23 protein-coding genes are annotated in these 20,328 nt (G+C 61.1%); 13 read left to right on the forward strand and 10 right to left on the reverse strand.

From position 1 onward, the window contains the following. Nucleotides 1-186 precede the first annotated feature (186 nt). On the forward strand, nt 187-972 hold the full coding sequence (locus tag A3AI_RS0123575; protein ID WP_024517949.1) for a 2-keto-4-pentenoate hydratase: 786 nt from the start codon (nt 187-189) through the stop codon (nt 970-972). A gap of 801 nt (nt 973-1,773) precedes the next feature. On the opposite strand, the gene A3AI_RS0123580 is transcribed toward A3AI_RS0123575, so the two are convergent. Next, nucleotides 1,774-2,760 carry an ABC transporter substrate-binding protein gene (locus A3AI_RS0123580; protein WP_036049277.1) on the reverse strand — a complete coding sequence of 329 codons (987 nt, stop codon included), beginning with the start codon at nt 2,758-2,760 and terminating at the stop codon, nt 1,774-1,776. Nucleotides 2,761-3,030: 270 nt separating this feature from the next. Here A3AI_RS0123580 and A3AI_RS0123585 point away from each other — a divergent pair, with 270 nt between their 5' ends. The 3 genes from A3AI_RS0123585 (at nt 3,031) to A3AI_RS0123595 (ending at nt 6,681) form a co-directional block, all read left to right on the forward strand. Further along, on the forward strand, nt 3,031-4,821 hold the full coding sequence (locus A3AI_RS0123585) for an adenylate/guanylate cyclase domain-containing protein (RefSeq protein ID WP_024517951.1): 1,791 nt from the start codon (nt 3,031-3,033) through the stop codon (nt 4,819-4,821). Nucleotides 4,822-5,219: 398 nt separating this feature from the next. Then, nucleotides 5,220-5,741, forward strand: a complete 522-nt coding sequence (locus tag A3AI_RS0123590; RefSeq protein ID WP_024517952.1) for a Cache 3/Cache 2 fusion domain-containing protein — start codon at nt 5,220-5,222, stop codon at nt 5,739-5,741. Nucleotides 5,742-6,195: 454 nt separating this feature from the next. Then, on the forward strand, nt 6,196-6,681 hold the full coding sequence (locus tag A3AI_RS0123595) for a cache domain-containing protein (protein WP_024517953.1): 486 nt from the start codon (nt 6,196-6,198) through the stop codon (nt 6,679-6,681). Between the two features lie 92 nt (nt 6,682-6,773). Here A3AI_RS0123595 and A3AI_RS0123600 read toward each other — a convergent pair whose 3' ends face one another. Beyond that, complete coding sequence (locus A3AI_RS0123600) at nt 6,774-8,000, reverse strand: ABC transporter substrate-binding protein (RefSeq protein WP_024517954.1); 1,227 nt, start codon at nt 7,998-8,000, stop codon at nt 6,774-6,776. A gap of 140 nt (nt 8,001-8,140) precedes the next feature. After that, on the reverse strand, nt 8,141-9,820 hold the full coding sequence (locus A3AI_RS0123605) for an alpha/beta hydrolase (protein ID WP_036049375.1): 1,680 nt from the start codon (nt 9,818-9,820) through the stop codon (nt 8,141-8,143). A 256-nt stretch (nt 9,821-10,076) separates the two neighbouring features. On the opposite strand from A3AI_RS0123605, the gene A3AI_RS0123610 reads away from it, so the two are divergent. Continuing rightward, nucleotides 10,077-10,427, forward strand: coding sequence for a DUF6665 family protein (locus tag A3AI_RS0123610; RefSeq protein WP_024517956.1), 351 nt, complete (start codon nt 10,077-10,079; stop codon nt 10,425-10,427). Between the two features lie 11 nt (nt 10,428-10,438). Here A3AI_RS0123610 and A3AI_RS0123615 read toward each other — a convergent pair whose 3' ends face one another. Beyond that, nucleotides 10,439-10,618, reverse strand: a complete 180-nt coding sequence (locus A3AI_RS0123615; RefSeq protein WP_156927905.1) for a hypothetical protein — start codon at nt 10,616-10,618, stop codon at nt 10,439-10,441. Nucleotides 10,619-10,647: 29 nt separating this feature from the next. On the opposite strand from A3AI_RS0123615, the gene A3AI_RS0123620 reads away from it, so the two are divergent. Further along, on the forward strand, nt 10,648-10,920 hold the full coding sequence (locus tag A3AI_RS0123620) for a hypothetical protein (protein WP_198030194.1): 273 nt from the start codon (nt 10,648-10,650) through the stop codon (nt 10,918-10,920). A 59-nt stretch (nt 10,921-10,979) separates the two neighbouring features. Then, nucleotides 10,980-11,339 carry a hypothetical protein gene (locus tag A3AI_RS47850; RefSeq protein WP_198030196.1) on the forward strand — a complete coding sequence of 120 codons (360 nt, stop codon included), beginning with the start codon at nt 10,980-10,982 and terminating at the stop codon, nt 11,337-11,339. A 303-nt stretch (nt 11,340-11,642) separates the two neighbouring features. On the opposite strand, the gene A3AI_RS0123630 is transcribed toward A3AI_RS47850, so the two are convergent. Both A3AI_RS0123630 and A3AI_RS0123635 read right to left on the reverse strand, forming a co-directional pair. Then, nucleotides 11,643-11,852: a hypothetical protein gene (locus A3AI_RS0123630; RefSeq protein WP_024517959.1), complete on the reverse strand. Its 210-nt coding sequence runs from the start codon at nt 11,850-11,852 to the stop codon at nt 11,643-11,645. Further along, nucleotides 11,849-12,037, reverse strand: coding sequence for a hypothetical protein (locus A3AI_RS0123635; RefSeq protein ID WP_024517960.1), 189 nt, complete (start codon nt 12,035-12,037; stop codon nt 11,849-11,851). The genes A3AI_RS0123630 and A3AI_RS0123635 overlap by 4 nt, the downstream gene beginning before the upstream one ends. 275 nt (nt 12,038-12,312) lie before the next feature. Between A3AI_RS0123635 and A3AI_RS0123640 the strand changes: the two genes are divergently transcribed. Together A3AI_RS0123640 and A3AI_RS47855 are read left to right on the forward strand one after the other, a co-directional pair. Continuing rightward, on the forward strand, nt 12,313-12,531 hold the full coding sequence (locus A3AI_RS0123640; RefSeq protein WP_024517961.1) for a hypothetical protein: 219 nt from the start codon (nt 12,313-12,315) through the stop codon (nt 12,529-12,531). Between the two features lie 248 nt (nt 12,532-12,779). Further along, entirely contained in the window at nt 12,780-12,941 is a 162-nt protein-coding gene (locus tag A3AI_RS47855; protein ID WP_156927908.1) for a hypothetical protein, read from the forward strand. A 445-nt stretch (nt 12,942-13,386) separates the two neighbouring features. Here the strand turns inward: A3AI_RS47855 and flgH are convergent, their stop codons facing one another. From flgH to flgF, 4 genes are read right to left on the reverse strand one after another with little or no spacing between them, the layout of a single operon-like run. Next, nucleotides 13,387-14,190 carry a flagellar basal body L-ring protein FlgH gene (gene flgH, locus A3AI_RS0123650; RefSeq protein ID WP_024517962.1) on the reverse strand — a complete coding sequence of 268 codons (804 nt, stop codon included), beginning with the start codon at nt 14,188-14,190 and terminating at the stop codon, nt 13,387-13,389. A gap of 5 nt (nt 14,191-14,195) precedes the next feature. After that, nucleotides 14,196-15,278 carry a flagellar basal body P-ring formation chaperone FlgA gene (flgA, locus tag A3AI_RS0123655; RefSeq protein ID WP_024517963.1) on the reverse strand — a complete coding sequence of 361 codons (1,083 nt, stop codon included), beginning with the start codon at nt 15,276-15,278 and terminating at the stop codon, nt 14,196-14,198. Between the two features lie 14 nt (nt 15,279-15,292). Then, on the reverse strand, nt 15,293-16,081 hold the full coding sequence (flgG, locus tag A3AI_RS0123660; RefSeq protein ID WP_024517964.1) for a flagellar basal-body rod protein FlgG: 789 nt from the start codon (nt 16,079-16,081) through the stop codon (nt 15,293-15,295). Nucleotides 16,082-16,104: 23 nt separating this feature from the next. Beyond that, a complete protein-coding gene (gene flgF / locus A3AI_RS0123665) occupies nt 16,105-16,869 on the reverse strand; it encodes a flagellar basal-body rod protein FlgF (protein ID WP_024517965.1) in 765 nt (254 codons plus the stop codon). A 402-nt stretch (nt 16,870-17,271) separates the two neighbouring features. On the opposite strand from flgF, the gene fliL reads away from it, so the two are divergent. Genes fliL through A3AI_RS0123685 form a run of 4 tightly spaced genes read left to right on the forward strand, consistent with a single transcriptional unit; the run spans nt 17,272 to nt 20,279 of the window. Then, nucleotides 17,272-17,763 (forward strand): flagellar basal body-associated protein FliL, encoded by a 492-nt coding sequence (fliL, locus tag A3AI_RS0123670; RefSeq protein WP_024517966.1) that lies wholly within the window; start codon nt 17,272-17,274, stop codon nt 17,761-17,763. Between the two features lie 22 nt (nt 17,764-17,785). After that, entirely contained in the window at nt 17,786-18,988 is a 1,203-nt protein-coding gene (gene fliM / locus A3AI_RS0123675) for a flagellar motor switch protein FliM (protein ID WP_024517967.1), read from the forward strand. Continuing rightward, nucleotides 18,985-19,488, forward strand: a complete 504-nt coding sequence (locus A3AI_RS0123680) for a DUF6468 domain-containing protein (protein ID WP_024517968.1) — start codon at nt 18,985-18,987, stop codon at nt 19,486-19,488. Before fliM ends, A3AI_RS0123680 begins: the two co-directional genes overlap by 4 nt. Next, complete coding sequence (locus A3AI_RS0123685; protein WP_024517969.1) at nt 19,485-20,279, forward strand: MotE family protein; 795 nt, start codon at nt 19,485-19,487, stop codon at nt 20,277-20,279. Before A3AI_RS0123680 ends, A3AI_RS0123685 begins: the two co-directional genes overlap by 4 nt. The last annotated feature ends 49 nt before the right edge of the window (nt 20,280-20,328 follow it).

Below are 20,328 nucleotides of genomic sequence, written 5' to 3' on the forward strand. Positions count from 1 at the left end.
TCTCGAGGGAACCGCGGCCTTGCGAAGCGTGACGCGGCGTTTGCCCGTCACGTGAGCGCGCATGATTTTTTGCTTTGAAAACAATTCCTTTCCTCGCAGATTTGAATCTTTAAGGTCGGCTTGAAACTCCGCCTTAGCCGTTGCCCTGGCGCCACGGTTGAGCTGCGGATGAAAGGGGCTTCCCGTATGGACAGAATTCTCAAGGCCGCCCAGGCGATCGCGACCGCGCGCCGCACCAAGGAGCGGCTCGCTCCGCTCGCGCCCGAGGTCGCGCCTCGGGATGAAGCCGAGGGCTACCAGGTGCAGCGCGCGCTGCGGGACCTCTTGCTGCCGCAGTTTGGCGCGCTGGTCGGCTACAAGATCGGCTGCACCTCCAATGTGATGCAGCAATATCTGAACATCCCGCATCCATGCGGTGGCTCGGTGTTCGAGCGCGGCGTGCACCAGAGCGGGGTGAAGCTCGCAGCATCCGATTTCGTGCACGTCGGCGTCGAATGCGAGATCGCGGTAAGGCTGGCGCGGGATCTTTCGCCGGGCGAGGCGCCCTTTACGGCCGCCTGGGTGGGGGAGGCGATCGAGGCCTATCTGCCGGCGATCGAGATCGTCGACGACCGCTATGTGCAATGGGAAACCCTGGGCGCGCCGACGCTTGTGGCCGATGACTTCTTCGCGGCCGCTTGCGTGCTCGGTCCGGCGGTAGCTCGCCGCGAGGCGCCCGATGTGCGCGAGGTCGCCGGCCGCGCCCTGATCAACGGCGCCGAAGTGGGGGCCGGAACCGGCGCCGACGTGCTTGGCCATCCCCACAATGCGCTGGCCTGGCTCGCCAATCATCTGGCCTCCGAGGGCAAGGGTCTGCACAAGGGCCAGCTCGTGCTGACCGGGAGCCTCGTGAAGACGGTGTGGCTCAATCCCGGAGACAAGGTGACAATGGAACTCGCCGGACTGGGGACGGTGGAGGCTGAGTTTACGTGAGGTGAAGGGGAGCCTAAGGCGCGATGACGATTCAACCAAATCTCATCGTGCTTTAGGCCGGGGCCACATCGAGGCCGGGGCTATCATCGCGCGCATTCCCACCATCGAGCGTGTTCCCCATATTCGCATCCAACTCCGAACCATCACCAGGCACACCCCTCTCATTCCCGCGGCGCTACGCGCCCGGGTGATTCCGGAAGATGTGTCCCTCGACAGCATCGAGGGCGCAGGGAAGACCGGGTGCCCGCCAGGCACCCGCGGCTCCCGCGCAGAAAAAGGTTGCGCGAGCGCGCGGCAGCAACAGGTGTCGGCGGCATCACGCCGGCCTTCCCTGCGCAGTGGGTTACGGCTTATACGGGCTCTCCTCGGTGAACCAATGCTTGTTTGCCACCGTCGCCTCGCATGCGCCTTTGGAGCAAATACGAGACTTGACGCCAGCGTCGGGGCGCCAGGACCACACGACTTCGCCGTCCGCAATCCCTGCCGCTCGTCAGTCAGCACGATCACGTCCACCGCATTCCGCTCCACGTTCGTGACGACGCGTACGCCCCTGATCGGAGCGGAATGAAGGGATCATACAGCCGATGACGGTTTCGGAAAAGCGGAATATTTTTCGGAGCCCGGATTGACAGGGTTTTGCGATCGGCGCCCGACAGGCAAATCAGTTTGTCTCCAGCCGAACCGAAGTTACGGCGTGTACTCATAAATCAGGGTACAGCTGATGTCCGTTTAGTCCCCAACAGCGGCGCGAGAGCAGACACTCCGGGACCGCCGCTTTGGGCCCAAGAGGCGACATCCGTCTCACTCGATCACCTCGTCGGCGCTTGTCAGAAGCGAAGTCGGGATCGAAATGCCAATCATTTTTGCAGCCTTAAGGTTGATGGTGAGCTTGAAGCGGGATGGTTGCTCGACCGGAAGGTCGGCCGGCTTCGCGCCTTTGAGAATCTTGTCGACATAACCAACGGCGCGCCGAAAGTAGTCGGGAAAGTCGGGGCCATAGCTTAGCAAGGCACCAAACGGCACCATCTCGGCGACGCTAACAAAGGTCGGCAGCTTTTTCGCCAGCACGAACGCGCCGATGCGAGCCCTTTCGTTAAACATCAAGGGCCCCCCTCCCGTGATCAGGGCTTCACTGCCCGCGGCTGCGAGCCCGGCGAGCGCGCTGTCGATTGCCGCCGGCGAAGATGCTTCCGCAATGCGCAGCTCCAGACCCAATTCTTTTGCGGCCGCCAGCGACGACGAGATGACACGCGCCGCCGACAGATCTTTCGGATCGATCATCAACGTGACACGCGACACGCCCGGGACTGCCTCCTTCAGGAGGGCCAGTCGCTTTCCTGAAAGGTCCAGCCCCATCAGCGAGAGGCCGCTGACGTTGCCGCCGGGGTGCGCCAGACTGTCCGCAAGACCTGCCGTGACAGGATCAGTCGCAAGTACGACCACGATGGGAATGGTTCGACTTGCTCTTCGTAGCTCCTTCGCCCCCAATTCGGTCACCGAAACGATCACGTCGAGCCTGCTGTCGACAAGCTCCTGCGCCAGCGATCGAAACCGCTCCGCCTGCTCCGCGGGAAAACGGTGCTCCAGGATGATGGTCTTGCCCTCGACATAACCGAGATCGCTGAAGGCCTTTTTCACGACGCTGAGATAGACATCTTCCTCTTCGGCGCTGCCGGCATGCCAGAGCACACCGACGCGTGGAATTGTCGCCGTTCGCTGGGCCCAGGACACGACAGGCGATATCGCCGCGGTGCCGGCCACAAGAGCAAGGAAATCTCGCCGCCTCATTCTGCCCTCCGGGTGACGAAAGCGCATATTATCCTTGGAGGCGGGAAGTTCGAAGAGCTAAAAGAGCTGATGACGTCGCAACAGGGGTCATTCGCGCCAGTTTCGGTCGCTCGCCGCGTGTCTGCTTATGCTCCAACAGCGGCGGAATAGCAGACATCCCTCAACCGCCGCTTTGAGCCAACGACCGACATATGGACGCATCTCGGCAAAACCCGTTGGTCGTGCCGTCTGATCCGTTGTACAAGTATGCGGCCGCTAGGATTGCGAGCGATGGTGCAGGAGGGGCCAGTCCGGGTCGAGCGCAGGTTGGCGGCGATATTGGCCGCCGACGTGGCTGACTACTCGCGGCTCATGCACAATGACGAAGAGGCTACGCATGCCAAACTGACAGCGCTCCTCGCGGACCCTGTTGCCCCGGCAATCGCCGATCACGGCGGCCGCATCGTGAAGAACACCGGAGACGGGTTCTTGGCGGAGTTTCCGAGCGCGGTCGAGGCAGTTCGAGCTGCTATGCAGTTCCAGACTTGCATCGACGACCTTACAATCGGCGATGTCGAAGACAGGCGCATTGCTTTCCGCGTGGGCATCAATATCGGCGACGTAATTGTCGAGCCGCATGACATCTTTGGCGACGGCGTTAACATTGCTTCCCGGCTCGAGGGCATCGCCGAACCGGGCGGCGTCTGTATTTCGTCTGCGACCTACGATCAAGTCCGAGGCAAGGTCGGGATCGAGTTCGCTGATCTTGGCGAGCAGAACCTCAAGAACATCGACCGCCCGGTGCGGGCCTATGCCTTGGTCCGGGATGAACCCAGCCCGGCGACACACCCTGAGCGGGGCCGGCCAGGGGCGTCTTCAGCGCCTCCTCTTTCCATCGTTGTGCTGCCTTTCGCCAACCTCAGCGGTGATCCAGAGCAAGACTACTTCGTCGATGGTGTGACCGAGAGCCTAACCACCGACCTGTCGCGTATTTCCGGTTCATTCGTAATTGGCCGACACACTGCATTCACCTATAAGGGCAAGCCCGTCGACCCCAACAAGGTCGGGCGGGAGTTGAACATCCGCTACGTACTCGAGGGATCGGTCCAGCGTAGCGGCAACCGGCTTCGGGTGAACGCGCAACTTGTCGATGCCCAAAGCGGCCAACAGCTTTGGGCCGAGCGTTTCGAGAAGCCCGTCACCGATCTTTTCGAAATGCAGGACGAAATCGTATCGAGGCTCGCCCGCACACTAGGCGCCGAACTCATTATGGCTGAGGCACAACGGGCCGAACGTTCGCTTCATCCCGATGCGACGGATCTGAACTTTCAAGGTCTCGCCTGCGCATACAAGGGGGGGACCCCGGAGGACATGGCTCAAGCGCGCGGCTTTTTCGCACGTGCCCTAGCAATTGATCCCCGAAGCGTCGCAGCGCTAGTCGGCATGGCAATTGTTGATTTGACAATCGGGGCCTCCCTCCTAACTGACGACCGTGCCGCATCGCTTTTGGCAGCCGAAACAAATGCGATCAAAGCGCTTTCATTGGCCCCGGACCACGCGCCGGCCCACAGGGTCTTGGGTGGAGTCTACATATTTACAAACCGTGCCGCCCAAGGAATCGCGGAATGCGAGCGGGCATTAGCTCTGGATCGCAATTTGGCCGACGCTCATACCGCTATTGGTATCGCCAAATATTTTATGGGTCGCGCCGCCGAGACCGAAGGCCATGTCCTCGAGGCTCTCCGTCTCTCCCCCCGTGACGTCTTTGCCCACCGCTGGATGCAAATTGTAGGCATGGCCAAGCTACACCTCGGTGCTGATGCCGAAGCTGTCGCTTGGCTACGACGAGGCATTGAGACCAACCGCAACTTTCCTGCCACCCACCTTTGGCTCGCTGCCGCCTTTGCCTTGCTCGGCGAACTGGATGAGGCGCGAACCGCTGCAAAGGTGGGACTTGCGCTCGATCCAAGGTTTACCATCCGCCGCTTGCTTGTCTCCCAATCAAGCGACAACCCGACTCATCTCGCTGGACGAGAGCGCGTTTGCGCGGGCATGCGCCTAGCCGGAGTGCCGGAGGGATGACGTGCGCATTGGGTCAAAACGCGAAAAACTCAGCGTGAGCAAATCTGGTCGGCTATGCCCCACTAAGCAGACATCAAAGAGAGGTGTCGCCACTTCGCCAATGGGCCAATTGCTGGCTCTTGCAACGCACCAAAAGATTCGGTCTCTGCAATAAACGGATGCGGCTTTATGTCCCTGCATGGCGGCAATTGATCTGCATCAATACACTTCAAAGGCGTCAGCCTCTACTTGCTGCGCTCCAATTGAGGAGTAGTGACAGCGATTGCCTCTGAGCAATTTACAGCAAACCAGGATGTCAGCTGACGATACGCCTTTAGCCTCCAACAAAAAAACTTCCAGCGGTCATTTCTGTCCAGGCAGAGGGAATCGCTTTGGGTTTTCAGTGAGGAGGGTATCTCATGAAATTCAAGCGAACTGGTATCAGCATCCTTAGGGCCGCGTGCGTCGCCGTGGCCGCGATGGTCATCGCGCAGGTAGGCCAAGCTCAGGATGCCAAAGTGAAGAGTGCAATGGACCTTTTGGAATCAATGGCGTCCAAACTCGGTCCGCCAAAGATTGAAGGAACTGACGCGGTCGCTGGCAAGAACGTACCTGCAATATATTTTGGCTCAACCAAGATGAACAACAATTTCGATTTGGTTGATCAAGTCGTGAACCAAGCTCAGGGCACGGCGACAATCTTCGTAAAGAACGGCGACGAGTATGTGCGCGTAGCCACCAATGTGAAGAAGGCCGACGGCTCACGCGCAATCGGGACTATTCTGGACCCAATGGGCAAAGCCATCGCGTCCATTAGAAAGGACGAGCCGTTCTATGGAGAGGCGGACATTCTCGGCCAACCGTACATTACCGGCTACAAGCCGATACGGGATTCGTCGAAGAAAGTGATCGGAATTTACTACGTGGGCTATCTGAAGTAGTCCGCGAGACCGTACCTCAATAAAGAGCCTTCTTGGTCAAGGGAAGGGTCGTCAGTGCACCGCCCCGCCGATCCTTTCCTGTAAGACAATGCTGAACCCGTCGGATTTTCGTAGGCGTCTTCAAATGTGACCGCCGGTGCCAATATACGGCCCTGCTGCTCGGAACTACATCCCTTCCGTTGGAAGGTCCGGCGGGACCTTCACCCGAGGCGACGGATGCCAGCCAGCGCCTATTCGTCTGGACGCGCTGGTGTCAATTTCAATTTTTCGCTCTCGGCTCATCGGCGACACCTCATTGGAAGCCGCTCAGTGCCGCATAGCGAACCAGGTTTGCCCGGTGAGTTCTTCCGGTTTGGGACCCGATTGCGGACTAAAGGCTGACTTGAACGCAAGCGACCCGGCAGTATCATTTTGGTCGCATTATTCGTCGACCCTATTTGAAACGGAGGTCGTAATGGATACGAAGGCTGTCCTCTTCGGGCTCGCATTTGCGGTGTCAGTTACGGCTGCTTCGCCGGGATTTTCCCAGCAGGCTCCGCCACCCTCGGAAAGGGCAAAGCAGACTGAAGCGTTAGTCAACAGGGCCGCAGCACTGGTCGATAAGAATGGCAAAGCAGCATTTTCCGAGTTCAGAAAGAAAGACAGCGAGTGGTTTCATGACGACGCTTATTTGTTCTCATACGACATGAACGCGAACGTTTTGCTCAATCCCGCATTTCCGAAACGCGAAGGAACGAACGTTCACGGTCAAAGAGATGCCAAAGGAAAGCTATTCCACGACGAGATTATCAAGACGGCCGAAACGATGGGATCGGGATGGGTCGACTACATGTTTCCAAAACCCGGACAAGCAGAGCCGTCGCAGAAATGGACGTTCGTGAGGAAGGTTACCATTGATGGAACGCCGGGCCTCATAGGCTCGGGCTTTTATCCGGAATAGTCCGAGGCTGTCCGCGAAACATCAGGGCCGCCGCTTGTCGTAGCGGCCTCTCCTCTATTTCGTCCCGGCAGGTTCGGATTATGGTGTGACGGCTATTGCGTCCCTATTTCTCCGGCAATAACGGGTCCGAACAGTTCGCCGTGTTCGCCATTGAATCGTGACATTTGCATCTGCTCGACAGGAAAATAGTCGGTCGGGCTTGTGTTGATCTTGATGCCGGGCAACAGCAACCCAAGTTCGAAGTCCTCGAGGTTGGCGGCCTGTCTCATGACGTTCTCGCGGGTGAGTTCGTCGCCACATTGCTTGAGCACCTGAACCATGGTTTGTGCTGTCAAATAGCCATAGACACTGAACGTGCTTGTCTTATCTCCTTCAGGGAAATACTTGTCCATGAACGAAGCCCACTCCTTGATCGAGGGATCGTCCTTCCAGGTTGGATCAGTGGGGTCTTTGAGATAGTTGGTCGACAGGATACCCTTGGCGTTCTCAAGTCCCGCGGGCTTGAGCACGGAGCCCACCGAGTTCGAAATGCTGGCCAGGAACTGAACCGGCTTCCACCCGATCTCGGCCGCCTTCCTGATCGCCTGTGCGGCGAATTTCGGGGAGCTCTCGTTGAAAAAAATGTCGGCGCCCGTCGTTTTGAGCGTAACGATCTGCGAATCGACAGTCGGTTGCGACGGATCGTAGGGGATTTCTGCCACGATCATGCGCTTCGCGGCCTCGGCACCAAGGCCATCTTTGAGGCCTTTCACGTAGTCGCGACCCGAATCGTCGTTCTGGTAAAGAATGCCGATCTTGCCCTGCGGCAGGTTTTGCAGGATGTATTTTGCATAGATCCGCCCCTCGGTCTGATAGGTCGGCTGCCAGCCCATAGTCCACGGGAAATTCTTGCGATCGCCGAACTGGGTGGCGCCGGTGGCGACGAAGAGCTGGGGCACCTTCTTTTGATTCATGTATTGCCGAATGGCATTGTTGGTCGGTGTGCCAAGGCTTTGGAAGATGAGCAGCACTTCATCGTTCTCCACGAGTTTGCGTGCTTGCTCGACAGTCTTGGGTGGGCTGAAGGCGTCGTCGTAGGTAATAAAGTTGATCTTTCTTCCGTTGATCCCGCCCTCGGCGTTGACCTTGTTAAAAAAAGCGGCCTCCGTCCGACCTATCAGCGCATAGGCCGACAACGGCCCGCTGTAGGGCATGATGTTGCCGATCTTGATCTCGTAGTCGGTGGCGCCGGGGTCGTATTTCTTCTCTGCCGCCGCAGGGTTTGCGCCCACGCAAAGGGCGAACAGAGATGCCAGTAGAATGCCCCACGTCCGCGACATGTCGACCTCCCTGTGCCGTCGGCTTGCTGCCGATCGTACCGCAGTCTAGGGGGTAGGCGCCGAACTTGTCCAGCTGGCGATGTCGGCTCATGGCCCCTCGGACGAATTGCCTTCAGCGATCGCGAACGTCCGCGTCACCCTTATCCTCCCCGGTCGTCATAGGGATTGTAGCCACTGGCATTGTCGCTTGTTGCCGTCCGCGCCGCCTTGCCAAGATGATCCTTGAGCTTGGCGAGCGCGTCGGGGGACCATTGGTGGACATCGGTCACGGCGACCCATGCATCGATATAATGCTCCGGCGCGTAGACGTGGCCATAACCCATCGGCGTGCTGGTCGCGACCGCCATATCGAGGGCAAGCTGGAGCATGGTGACGACGGGATACCAGTGCAGCTCCGGTGAAACATCCGGACCGCGCGGCGCATTCATCCAGGGCGGGCGCCGGTAGGCATCGCGGTAGTCGAAGAGCACGATCGGGTCACTCGCATATTGCAGATAGACGACGCGCATGGCTCCCCATGGCGCACCAGCTGATACCGTCGGCCCGTTCTGGTTCATGAAACGCACGAAGCGGCCGTCGCGAAATTCGGGCAGCCACGCCGGAGAGCCTGCATTGCGGTTTGCGGTGATCGAGCGCCAGATGTGGCTCTCGAACGGCGGCCCGCTCCACAGTGCTCCGGCGATCGGATCACCGATCATCTCGAACAGCTCCGCGGATTGCTCCGAGTTCATGGCTCCGAGGCTCAGGCCGTGCACATAAAGCCTGGGGCGCCGGTCTTTCGGCAAGGTCGTCCAATAGCCGTAGATCTCCGCGAACAACGCTCGTGCGGCCGCCGCACCATATTCCGGCTGAAACAGCAGCGACAGCGGACTGTTGAGATAGGAATACTGCACCGCCACGCTGGCGACGTCGCCATCGAGGAGATATTCGACCGTGCCCATGGCCGCGGGGTCGATCCAGCCGGTGCCGGTCGGGGTGATCACGATGAGGGTGGAGCGCTCAAAGCCCCCCTGGCGCTTGAGTTCGTCCAGCGCCAGCTTTGCACGTCCGCGCGCCGTATCCGCACCGCGCAGACCCACATACACCCTGATAGGATCGCGTGCGGGGCGCCCTGTGAACGCGCCGATCTCCGCGGCGGACGGTCCCGACACCACGAATTCGCGACCGGCGCGGCCGAGTTCATCCCACCTCACCAGCGATGCCGTGCTTCCGGTTTTGCCGGGGGCGATCGGTTGTGGCCGCTCAGGCTCATGCAAGGCATCAAATTCGCGGAAGGAGGAATCGAGCGCGTTGAACGCCGTGCGGATCAGGAAATTATTGGCGATCGACCAGAACAGCAGTGCAGCCAGAAGCAGGCCGGCGGCATTCGCAACCTTTGGCGGAATGACGCGCCGGATCTGCGTGGCGAGGAAATGGCTTACAAGGCTGAACAGCCGACCCAATGCCAGCAGCGCGAAGAAGGTGAGCAACGCGATCGCACTGGTCTTGAGGGGGTGAGCCGTTTCCACCGGCTCCATCTTCATGGCAGCGCGGATTGAATTCTGCCATTCCGCCGCCCGCCACAGGAACACAATGACGACGACCAGGCAGCCGAGCGCGACCACCATGTTGGTGGCGAAACGAAGTCGTGGCGGCGGCTCGGGCAGCTCGAGATAGTGCCAAAGCCAACGCCAGAGCACGCCGGCGCCATAGCCGATGGCAAAGCAGGCGCCTGCGAGCGCGCCTTGCGTGAGATAGCTTCGCGGAACAAGCGTCGGCGTGAGCGCTGCCGCGAAAAATAGTGCTCCGAGAAACAATCCGACGCCGGACAGCGACTGCATCAGCCGCCCGATGATCCCAGCCGAATATCTCGCGACGACCACTGTCCGACTTTCCCAAAAAAAGCCAATCGACCAACAGAAAGCGCCCGGTCGCAGTCTCCAGTCAAGTGAGGTGACCCAACTATCGCTGCCCCACTTTCAAGTGCGAGAATAGCATCGCTGGTTCCGCATGAACATCGGCATTCTCCGCGCGTTCTGGCTGCCGCACGCGCGCGCATCGTTGCGCATGCAACCCGGGTGGCGCTATAAAGAGCCGATGTCCCGCGACTTTCACCTTCATCGTGTTCCCGTCGACGTTCTCGATTATGAGATTGCGCAGGAGCAGGCCAGTGCGCTTGGGCGGATGGGGCGCGCCCTGGAGACGGCGCTCGCCAAACTGCGGGAGTTCGATGCCGCCCATCCGCGTCCCGACGCGCTGGCGTCAACGCAGCAGGTGCGGCGCACCCTCGTGGCGGAGGCCGGCCAGGCGCTCTGGATGTTCGTGGTGCAGCGAGAGGCGTGTGGTCTGCGCGACAGCCGTACCATCATGCGCGAGTACCAGGTGCCGGGCGAGGTTCAGCTGTGCATGGGAGCAGTCGTCGCCACACCAACGCGGACCGCGACATGACTGGCTGAGTTTCACGACCCAATGATATCGATTTCACCTGGCACAAGGCAACCAGCCGCGCCGGGATTGAGAGTTGGCATCTCATCGATTGGCACATGCCGTGACGTGCTGACCACTCTGGGTCCTTGATCGGTGTTGATCTCGTGGCGAATCAGATGTTCGAGAAAGAGCAGGAATTTCTCGGCCAGCATCTGACTTAGCTCCTCGCTTGGATTCATCGTTGATGCTGCGCACGGTATTCTTCGGGGCTGCTTCTTCCAAGCCAAAAGCGATTTCGAAAGTAATGGCAGAGCACCAGCAAATTGCATCCGTAGCGGTTCCGATCGTTTCCGTCATCGTGGAGCAACGGACCAAAGCAAATGTCCAGCCAGCAAATGCACAGACGGCTCGCAACCGGGTCGGTCGAGCGCGTGAGCAAGAGCCGGTCGGCTGGCGACATGAAAAGGCCCGCTCGAAAGCGGGCCTCATCATCACGCCAGGCTGCAGCCTGTAGCGGCCTGTATGGAGCTATTCCGTCCAACTATGCGATATGCTGCAGTCTGGCGTGAGACATTGCATCCTGGTTCTCTGCCCATTTATGACCGTCGTCCGAATCGCCAGGCGGTTGGTTCCGGCGATCAGGCCGGCCCGGAATCCGTCCCGGAATCCGGCCCGAAATCCACGCCCGCGAATCGCCGCGCCATGAAACCGGCCGTCATTAAATCGAGCGGTGTGAGAACCGCCTCTGCCAAAGCCGCTGTGGAAACCACCACCAAAGCCGCTGTGGAAACCACCACCAAAGCCGCTACCCATGCCGCCGTGCATGCCCCCACCGCCACCGCCCCCACCGCGCGCCGACACAACGTCGGGTGCAAGCATTCCAAGCGCCGCAGTCGCCAACAACGCGATCGTGACTTTACGGAACATGACTAACTCCTCTGATAGCTAGACAGAGCCCAAGTTCGCGCTAACGGCCGAGGCCATGGATCAACGCCGCCACCTATGCGGCCTTGAGGGCCCGGAAGATCGACAGTGGGTAAACCTTCTTTCTTGGAAGGTTTACCTTGAACAGCTATCTCCCCCTCCTGATGATCTTGACGTTTTACCGGTTTCATTGACAAGGGGTTTAGCGAAATAGGATCAGCGGAGCCGCGAGATCATTGAGATATCGACGGCATACGACTTGGCGATCTCGGCCAGCGTCTCACCGGCGGCGCGGCGAACGGGCCGGGTGCCCTAAGCTTCCTTGCGATCGTGTTTACCGATTACGCAACGCCATCCCGCGAGACGCTCGGCCGGATGCTGCCCCATCCACGCGGCGAGCTGCGGTGCGCCAATCAGGCAGGACTGCATCGAGACGTCGGCGAAGTCCGAAGTGGTGACGATCTGCTCGTGGCAACTTGCCGGAGAGGAGAGGCTGCAGAGCAAGGCGACGATCTCGATCACGACAGGCCCCCTTCGCTGCGATGGGCATTGTCGCCGCTGATCGCATCAGTTCCCGTTGCCTTGTCCTGCTGCTCGCTCGCAGGATCAGCCGGCGGATAGATACTGTCATATAGCGCGAGGGCCTCACGAATGAGCCTCATACTCTCGCGCTCGGCCTTAGGGATAAATCGAATGACTTCACCCATGTTCGCTCCAATACCTGGCTCAAAGCAAGCCAACGCCTCACTGCTCGTGTTGATATCGGAGGATGGTTTTTCCATCCGTGATAGAAATCACGCGCCTTACAGTGGCAGCCACCGCATCTGGGGCCGTTTCAATTAGCCGGCGCCAATGGCGACAGCATGCGTGGGACTCCCTTGCGCGCGCCTTATGGGCGTGCTCGGGTGTCCCACATCTGGCAAACACATGGGCGCCATCGGCCGTTGCTACTCGTCATCTGTGAAAAGCCAAGAGGGACACCATGGCCGACCAACTTGAGGAACTGAAAAAGGCGCGCGAAGTCCTGATCAGGGAGCGTCGCACTAGGACTGCAACCATCGTAAGCACCAAGGGCTCGATCGGTGATCCGGCCTTGGATGCGTTCATCAAGGTTCAGGAGGCTATCGAGGCGGTCAATCGCGCGATCGATGAGCTGGATGAAGCTGAAGAGGAGTACGAAGAGGAGGACGTGGACGATTGAAAAAGCCGCTCGAAACTAGCGTTTTTTTGCCGCGTCAAAAAGGCCCGCTCGAAAGCGGGCCTCACCGTCGAAACGACTAGGCGGAGCGCCTCCCAAGTGCAAGGGATCGCCGGCCCATTTTCAACGATTTGCCGGGGTCTCCCGCCCGAAAAGCAGGCCCGGCGATGGCGTGAGCTCGGTCACAGATTGCCGTGGACCGCCGGCGTATGCCGATATCCACGTAGCGACAAAACAAAAGGGAGAGGATCATGGGCAAGCATGAAGAGAAGCTGCAGCAGAAATCCCCGGCGAAGCCTGTGGAGCTGAATGAAGAACAATTGAAAGAGGTTTCGGGCGGTTCAATCACCAGGAAGATCGACAAAGCGTCACCAGCCTTTTTCCAGATGGCGTGCTCGGGAACGTCATTCTGATTTGCGCACCGTCTCCATCGCGCATCCGGGCCTCCGTTTTCAATCGGCCATCCTTCATCTGTTCTTTTGCGCATGTTCGCGCATCGTTCACGCCAAACTTGCGGGAACTTGCAGGGTGGGAAATTGCAAAAGCCCTTATTTCATAGGCTTTTCTAGGTTTCTGCATCATACGATACGGCCTCCGGCAGGGGAGCTGCCGGAGGCCGCGTAGTACATCGCTGGCCGCGCCTAGGTTCGCGGGGTCGCGATGTGGGAGCTCGTTGAAGGTGAGGGGAGTTGTGGGGTTTCGGTTTCCTCGTCCTTCGTGAAATTCTTGTCTCGCTCGGGGCTGCCCCTCTCTGGCCCTCCCCCGCAAGGGGGAGTGAAACCTCGGGATAGACAGCTCGTTCGCCTCACGCATCCGGCGCCATCGGCTCACGCCTTGCCGCCGGCGCTCATACGTCCGCTAGAACGGTAGCAGGATATCCATGACCTGTTGCCCGTAGGGTGGTTGCTGAATGTCGGAGATCTGGCCTCTGCCTCCGTAGGAGATGCGGGCCTGGGCGATCTTCGAGGAGTCGATGGTGTTGTCGCTCTGGATGTCCTCAGGCCGTACGATACCGGCGACGATCAGTTCGCGTATCTCGTAATTGACCCGGATCTCCTGTTTGCCTTCGACCACGAGGTTGCCGTTCGGCAGGACCTGCGTGACCACGGCCGCGACGTTGGTCTGCAAAGTTTCCTGGCGTTGGATTGAGCCCTTGCCGTCGAATGTCGATGTGCCATCCGCCGTCAGAAGGCGTCCGGGCAGCACCTTCTGAGCCTGAGCGCCGAGCGTCTTGGAGCCGATGAAGTCGGTGACCCCGGAATCTACCGTATTGGTGCGATTTTGCTGGGTCTCGTTGTTGAAGTTCGCAGTGTCGGTGATGTTGACCGTCACCGTCAGGAGGTCGCCGACCTGATGGGCGCGCTGGTCCTTGAAGAAGGAGCGCGAGCCGTTGCGCCACAGCGAATTCGGATTGTACGACACGGCTTCCGGCTTGGGCATCGGCATCGACACCGGCTTGTAGCCCGGCTGCGCGGTCGGATTCTCGATCGCGTTCAGCTTCGGCGTCTCGCCAATCTGTGACAGACGGTCGATCGCCGAGCAACCGGTCACGGCCGAGAAGATCGAGAGCAGCGCAACCGTGCGCAGCAGGCGCGCGCGGCTCGACTTCAGGCGCGATTCCGACGGTGATACGGCGAGGGGATGGGCACCGGACTTGGACATGAACTTTACTCTGGCTTGACGGGGGCTTGCGGATTGTTGGAGCCGTCGGCGACGGATACGGGCGCGGAGGAGATGGATGACTGATCCTTTGGCGGGATCGCCGAGGTGTCGGAGACGTAGACCGGCGCCGGCGTCGCCACCTGGATGGTGACCTGGCCGCGGCCGGAGACGACGCCGGTGACGGTGCGCTTGGACTGGGCGTTGAGCACGCTCACCACGTCGCCCTCGGTGCCGGAGTCCAGCGCCTTGCCGCGGGTGGTCAGGTAGATGCCGTCGGTCTGGTAGATGACGGTCACGGTCTGGTCGCGCTGCACGAGGTCGGGGCGCACCAGATCGGCGACGCGCAACGGACGGCCGGCGCGCATGCCGTGGCGCATCTGCATGCCGACCGCCTGGTCGCGCACCGCGGCGTCGCTGCCGACTTCGGCCCGCGGCCGCCGCTCGATCATGATGTCGGAAGATTTCAGCAGCTCCGTACGCTCGACATCGCGGGTCAGGACGGCTGCCTGCACCGTCTCGATCGCGGTGCCGGTGTAACGCAGTTGCGTCGGCGTGCTTGAGCCGTTGGCGATCTCGAAGGTCACATCGAAGCGGCCAGAGCGCTGGTCGACACGGACCGAGGTCGGCTGCATGTCGCCGGTGTTGTTCGCCTCCAGATGCAGGTCCTGCAGGTCGCGGTCGAAGCCGAGCGCGAGATTGTCGGCGTCGCCGAGCCCGCTACGATGCTCCAGCGCCTTCGCGACCGCCGCCTGGATGTCCTTGGCCGCGATGTTGCGCGCAAGCCGCGTCACCGCGACCTCCTTGATGTCCTTGGCGTTGACGCCGATCACCTGGTGGGCGCGGAGCGTCGTGAGCACCTGGGCGGTCGGGATCGCGCCGGTGGTGCCAAGATCGGGCGCCCGGTACACCGCGATCTGCGCGGCCGAACCGGCATTGTCGATGAGGTCGCCGATCCGCACCACGTCGGAGGCGACTGTGACGGTCGCGTGCAGCACCGGCGTCCTGATGGTGTCGTCGAGCGGATCGGCATGCGCCGCCGCAAGGCTGCCGAACAGCGTGGTTGTGAGTAGGAGGGCGCGAAATCTCATGGCTCAATCTCCCCTTACCTGAACAGTGCCGAAGTCGATTGCATCATCTGGTCGGCCGCGCTCACCACCTTGGCATTCATCTCATAGGCGCGCTGCGCGGCGATCAGGTCGCTCATCTCGGAAACCACGTCGACATTGGCCTGCTCGAGGCTTCCTTGCGTGATGGTGCCGTAGCCTTCGGCGCTGGCGAGACCATCCTGCGGCGCGCCCGAGGAGGGCGTGTCGGTGAACTGGTTGTTGCCGACCGGCTGCAGGCCGGCCTTGTTGATGAAACGGGTCAGCGCAAGCTGGCCGATGATCTGCGAGGTGGTCGAGCCCGGCAGCGTCACCGAGACCTGTCCTTGCGTGTTGACGGTGATGCCGCTCGCATTGTTCGGGATCGTGATGCTCGGCTGCACAGGGTTGCCGGCCGCGGTGACGATGCGGCCCTGGTTGTCCATCTGGAAGGTGCCGTCGCGGGTGTACTGGAAGGTGCCGTCCGGCATCTGGACTTTGAAGAAGCCTTCGCCCGTGATCGCGAGGTCGAGGTCGTTGCCGGTCTGCGACAGCGTGCCCTGCGTCATCGAGCGCGGCGTGCCGACGGTCTTGACGCCGCCGCCGAGATCGATGCCGACCGGCAGGATGGTGCCCTGGTCGGAGGACTGCGCGCCGACGCGGCGGATGTGCTGGTAGATCAGGTCCTGGAACGCCGCCGTCTGCTTCTTGAAGCCGGTGGTGCGCAGGTTGGCGATGTTGTTGGAGATGACCTGGACGTTCAGCTCCTGTGCCGCCATCCCGGTCGCTGCGGTATGAAGTGCCTGCATGTTATTCGTCCTTCAAAAAACGATTAGGTCGGGATTTCGGCGAGCTGGTTGATGGCGTTCTTGTGCAGATCGCTCTGCTGCTGCAGCATGTTGGCGATCTGGCTGTAGGTGCGCGAGACCTCGATCATGCGGCTCATCTCGGCGACCGAATTGACGTTGGATTTCTCGACATAGCCCTGCCTGACGGTTGCCTTGAGGTCGGGCTGCGCCGCGGCGCCGTCGCCGGCGGTGTAGAGGTTGTTGCCCTGCTTCTGCAGCGATTGCCCATCGGTGAAGCTGACCAGCCGCAGCTTGCCGCGGATGCTATCGGTGTGCGCATTGCCCTCGACCACCGTGATGGTGCCGTCGGGGGAAATGTTGATGTCGTGATCCGTCGGCTGGAAGATGATCGGGCCGGCATTGCCGAGCACGACGTCGCCGCCGACCGTCGTCAGCTGGCCCTGGCCGTTGAGCTGAAGGTTGCCGTCGCGGGTGTAGCGCTCGCCGCCGGCGGCCTGCACCGCAAGGTAAGCGTCGCCGTCGATGGCGACGTCGAGCGGGTTGCCGGTCTGCTGCAGCGGGCCCTGGCTGAGGTCGCGATAGGTGCCGCGGTCCTGCACATAGGAGACCTTGCGGTCGCTGCCGACGAAATTGTCCTCATGCGCGCCCGAGGTCAGAAACTCCTCGAACAGCGACTGGTCAGCCTTGTAGCCCGTTGTGTTGACGTTCGCGATGTTGTTGGCGATCACCCCGAGCTGGCGCTCGAGCGTCGTCTGCCGCGAAAGTCCGATGAGAAGCGCGTTCTCCACCGGTGGTTCTCCCCTTCATGACCGATTCCGATGAGGGCAGCTCTCCCAAGCCGTGACCTTTTCGGATCCTGCGAGCCCATCGCCGTTCTCCCAAACCGCGGTGCGCTCGCCAGTCATTCAGCGAAAGCCGTGCCAACTCGGAAAATGCTGGTGTTTGAATGGCTTAGATATTTAGCGGGGCGCAAACCACGCGGCAGAAAGGTCTTGTTGACCATGTTTGCCCGGCAAGATTTTCCTACCTCTGGCGCAAAAGAAAGGAACCGTTAACCATTCTTACCTAGCGTCAACCTCGTGAAGAGAGCGCGTGGTTTTGCGCTGGGGGCATCTGGTACCGCGTAGTTGAAAGCCTGCCTGGCTCAAGATCGGGCTCGTCCCCGATTTTAAGTGGATGAAGTGGCGGCCATGGCAGAGAACGAACAGGCGGAAGGCGCGGGATCGACGGACGCGCCGCGCGGCAACAAGTTCAAGCTCATTGTCATCGCGGTCGGCGTGCTCGCAGTGCTGGGCGTCGGCGGCGCCGGCTATTTCCTCTTCTTCGGCCATCATGGCGGCGAGGAGAAGAAGGCGGAGGCCGCACCGCCAAAGCCGCCTGTCTTCGTCGAGGTGCCGGACATGCTGGTCAACCTGTCGGGCCAGCCCGGCGAACGCGTGCAGTATCTGCGCGTGAAGGTCGTGCTCGAGGTGAAGGAGGAGAAGCAGGCCGAGGCGATCAAGCCCTCGATGCCGCGCGTCACCGACATCTTCCAGACCTATATCCGCGAGTTGCGCTCTTCCGACCTCTCCGGCTCCGCCGGCCTGTTCCGGCTGAAGGAAGAGTTGACGCGCAGGGTCAACATGGCGACGGCACCGACCCCGGTGGCCGCCGTCCTGTTCAAGGAAATCGTGGTTCAATAAGGCAGCATCGGATCATACGACAATGGCGGGCAACGATCCGGTCGACCAGGATGCAATAGCAGCGCAGTGGGAAGCCTCGCTCGATTCCGAGGATCCCGCTGCCGCAGCCGAAGCCGCAAGTGCCAACGAGCTCACGGAGTCGATGGCGCTGCAATGGGCGGCGATGGTGGAGGACGGCAGCCGCGACTTCGGCGGCGGCAAGAGCGGCGGCGAGCGGGTCCTCTCCCAGGAGGAAATCGACAACCTGCTCGGCTTCACCGCCGGCGAGGTCAATCTCGACGACCACTCCGGCATCCGCGCCATCATCGATTCGGCGATGGTGTCCTACGAGCGTCTGCCGATGCTCGAGATCGTCTTCGACCGCCTGGTGCGGCTGATGACGACCTCGCTGCGCAATTTCACCAGTGACAACGTCGAAGTCTCGCTCGACCGCATCACCTCGGTACGCTTCGGCGACTACATGAACTCGATTCCTCTGCCGGCCGTGCTCTGCGTCTTCAAGGCGGAGGAGTGGGAGAATTTTGGACTTGCGACCGTCGACTCCAGCCTGATCTACTCCATCATTGACGTGCTGCTCGGCGGCCGGCGCGGCAACTCCGTGCTGCGCGTCGAGGGCCGGCCCTACACCACGATCGAGACCAACCTCGTCAAGCGCCTGATCGAGGTCGTGCTGGCGGATGCCGAACAGGCGTTCCGGCCGCTGTCGCCGGTCACCTTCTCGATCGACCGGCTCGAGACCAACCCGCGCTTTGCGGCGATCAGTCGTCCTGCCAATGCCGCGATCCTGGTGCGGCTGCGCATCGACATGGAAGACCGCGGCGGCAATGTCGAGCTGCTGCTGCCCTATGCGACCATCGAGCCGATCCGGCCGGTGCTGTTGCAGATGTTCATGGGCGAAAAATTCGGCCGCGATCCGATCTGGGAAGGGCATTTCGCCACCGAGATCGCGCAGGCCGAGATCGCGGTCGATGCCGTGCTCTATGAAGCCAATATTCCCCTGAAGCAGCTGATGGCGCTGAAGGTTGGCGACACGCTGCCGCTCGACATGCGCGCGGACGCAACGGTTGCCGTTCGCTGCGGCAACGTCATGCTGACCGAGGGCCGGATGGGCCGGGTGGGCGACCGTGTCGCCATCCGTGTCACCCGTCCTTTGCGCAAACCCTCTACCACGCTCGCGATGTTCGAGAAGGCGGACGAGGCGAACAAGTTGATGGAGGCCCAATGAACCCCTTGCTAGGATTTTTGATCGAGAGCCTGGTGGCGGTGCTGCTTCTGGTCACCATTGGCTACTGCATGCTGCTGAACAAGCGGCTGCAGCGGCTGAAGGCGGACGAGCATTCGCTGAAGGCCGTCATCGGCGAGCTCGTCACCGCGACCGAAATCGCCGAGCGCGCGATCGGCGGCCTCAAGCACACCGTGCGCGACGTCAACGAAAACCTCGGCTCCCAGCTCGGCGCCGCGCATGAAATCTCCGATCTCCTGAAGAAGCAGCTCGGCGAAGCCGATCACGTGGTGCGGCGGCTCTCCAAGATCGCGATCGCCGCGCGCTCGCCCGTCGACGAGCCCGTCGTCGCGCCGCCGCCGGTCATGGCACCGCCGGTCGCAGCCGCGCCGGTGGCGCCGCCGGCTCCGGTCGCGCCGGCGAAGATCTCCAGCGCCAAGGCGGTCGCCGCGGCGGCACAAGCCTTTAGTGAACGTAGAAGGTCTGGCGGTCTCGCGGCATGAAATCCTATCGTAACATCCGCGTCATTCCGGTCGTCGTGATCGCCGTCGCGTCGCTTGCGGTCCTGAAAGTGGCGGGCCTGCTGATCGATGGCGGCTATGTGTTCGACTATCAGTCGCAAGACACCAAGCCTGCCTCATGGGCGCAACAAAACCTCAACTTTCCCGGTGCGATCCCGAAGGACAGCGCCGCGAACAGGGACGCTGACATCACGGGGTCGGTGGAGAAGCCGAAAGAAGAGAAGAAGGCGGAGGCACCAAAGCCTGCTGCGCCGGAGACCAAGCCCGACGCCATCGTCTACCATCCGGAGGACGCGCAGCCGGCGGTCTCTGCTTCCGAGCGCGCCATTCTCGAGCGGCTGCAGGCACGCCGGCAGGAGCTCGATGCGCGCGCGCGCGAGATCGACATCCGCGAGAATCTCCTGAAGGCCGCGGAGAAGCGCATCGAATCCAGGATCGAGGAGATGAAGGCGACCGAATCGCGCATTTCGGCGGCCAACGAACAGAAAGCCGAGGCCGATTCTGCGCGCTTCAAGGGCATCGTCACCATGTATGAGAGCATGAAGCCGAAGGACGCGGCGAAAGTGTTCGACCGGCTGGAGATGCCTGTGCTGATCGAGATCGCCTCGCAGATCGCACCGCGCAAGATGTCGGACATTCTGGGCCTGATGCAGCCCGAGAGCGCCGAGCGGCTCACGGTCGAGCTCGCGCGCCGCGCCAGCGGCGACAAGGCTTCGGCCAGCGCCGAACTGCCCAAGATCGAGGGCAAGGTGCTGCCGCAAAGGACCAACTGAGGCGTCATGTTTAGCAAGGCCTTAATCGGCGGATTCTAGATTGAGAAGC

Source organism: Bradyrhizobium sp. Tv2a-2 (assembly GCF_000472425.1).
Classification (GTDB): domain Bacteria; phylum Pseudomonadota; class Alphaproteobacteria; order Rhizobiales; family Xanthobacteraceae; genus Bradyrhizobium.

Excerpts from the sequence above, each read along its gene's own strand:
- A3AI_RS0123575 (WP_024517949.1), top strand. The coding sequence starts at position 187 with ATGGACAGAATTCTCAAGGCCGCCCAGGCGATCGCGACCGCGCGCCGC.
- A3AI_RS0123580 (WP_036049277.1), bottom strand. The coding sequence starts at position 2,760 with ATGAGGCGGCGAGATTTCCTTGCTCTTGTGGCCGGCACCGCGGCGATA.
- A3AI_RS0123585 (WP_024517951.1), top strand. The coding sequence starts at position 3,031 with ATGGTGCAGGAGGGGCCAGTCCGGGTCGAGCGCAGGTTGGCGGCGATA.
- A3AI_RS0123590 (WP_024517952.1), top strand. The coding sequence starts at position 5,220 with ATGAAATTCAAGCGAACTGGTATCAGCATCCTTAGGGCCGCGTGCGTC.
- A3AI_RS0123595 (WP_024517953.1), top strand. The coding sequence starts at position 6,196 with ATGGATACGAAGGCTGTCCTCTTCGGGCTCGCATTTGCGGTGTCAGTT.
- A3AI_RS0123600 (WP_024517954.1), bottom strand. The coding sequence starts at position 8,000 with ATGTCGCGGACGTGGGGCATTCTACTGGCATCTCTGTTCGCCCTTTGC.
- A3AI_RS0123605 (WP_036049375.1), bottom strand. The coding sequence starts at position 9,820 with ATGCAGTCGCTGTCCGGCGTCGGATTGTTTCTCGGAGCACTATTTTTC.
- A3AI_RS0123610 (WP_024517956.1), top strand. The coding sequence starts at position 10,077 with ATGTCCCGCGACTTTCACCTTCATCGTGTTCCCGTCGACGTTCTCGAT.
- A3AI_RS0123615 (WP_156927905.1), bottom strand. The coding sequence starts at position 10,618 with ATGCTGGCCGAGAAATTCCTGCTCTTTCTCGAACATCTGATTCGCCAC.
- A3AI_RS0123635 (WP_024517960.1), bottom strand. The coding sequence starts at position 12,037 with ATGGGTGAAGTCATTCGATTTATCCCTAAGGCCGAGCGCGAGAGTATG.
- A3AI_RS0123640 (WP_024517961.1), top strand. The coding sequence starts at position 12,313 with ATGGCCGACCAACTTGAGGAACTGAAAAAGGCGCGCGAAGTCCTGATC.
- A3AI_RS47855 (WP_156927908.1), top strand. The coding sequence starts at position 12,780 with ATGGGCAAGCATGAAGAGAAGCTGCAGCAGAAATCCCCGGCGAAGCCT.
- flgH (WP_024517962.1), bottom strand. The coding sequence starts at position 14,190 with ATGTCCAAGTCCGGTGCCCATCCCCTCGCCGTATCACCGTCGGAATCG.
- flgA (WP_024517963.1), bottom strand. The coding sequence starts at position 15,278 with ATGAGATTTCGCGCCCTCCTACTCACAACCACGCTGTTCGGCAGCCTT.
- flgG (WP_024517964.1), bottom strand. The coding sequence starts at position 16,081 with ATGCAGGCACTTCATACCGCAGCGACCGGGATGGCGGCACAGGAGCTG.
- fliL (WP_024517966.1), top strand. The coding sequence starts at position 17,272 with ATGGCAGAGAACGAACAGGCGGAAGGCGCGGGATCGACGGACGCGCCG.
- fliM (WP_024517967.1), top strand. The coding sequence starts at position 17,786 with ATGGCGGGCAACGATCCGGTCGACCAGGATGCAATAGCAGCGCAGTGG.
- A3AI_RS0123680 (WP_024517968.1), top strand. The coding sequence starts at position 18,985 with ATGAACCCCTTGCTAGGATTTTTGATCGAGAGCCTGGTGGCGGTGCTG.
- A3AI_RS0123685 (WP_024517969.1), top strand. The coding sequence starts at position 19,485 with ATGAAATCCTATCGTAACATCCGCGTCATTCCGGTCGTCGTGATCGCC.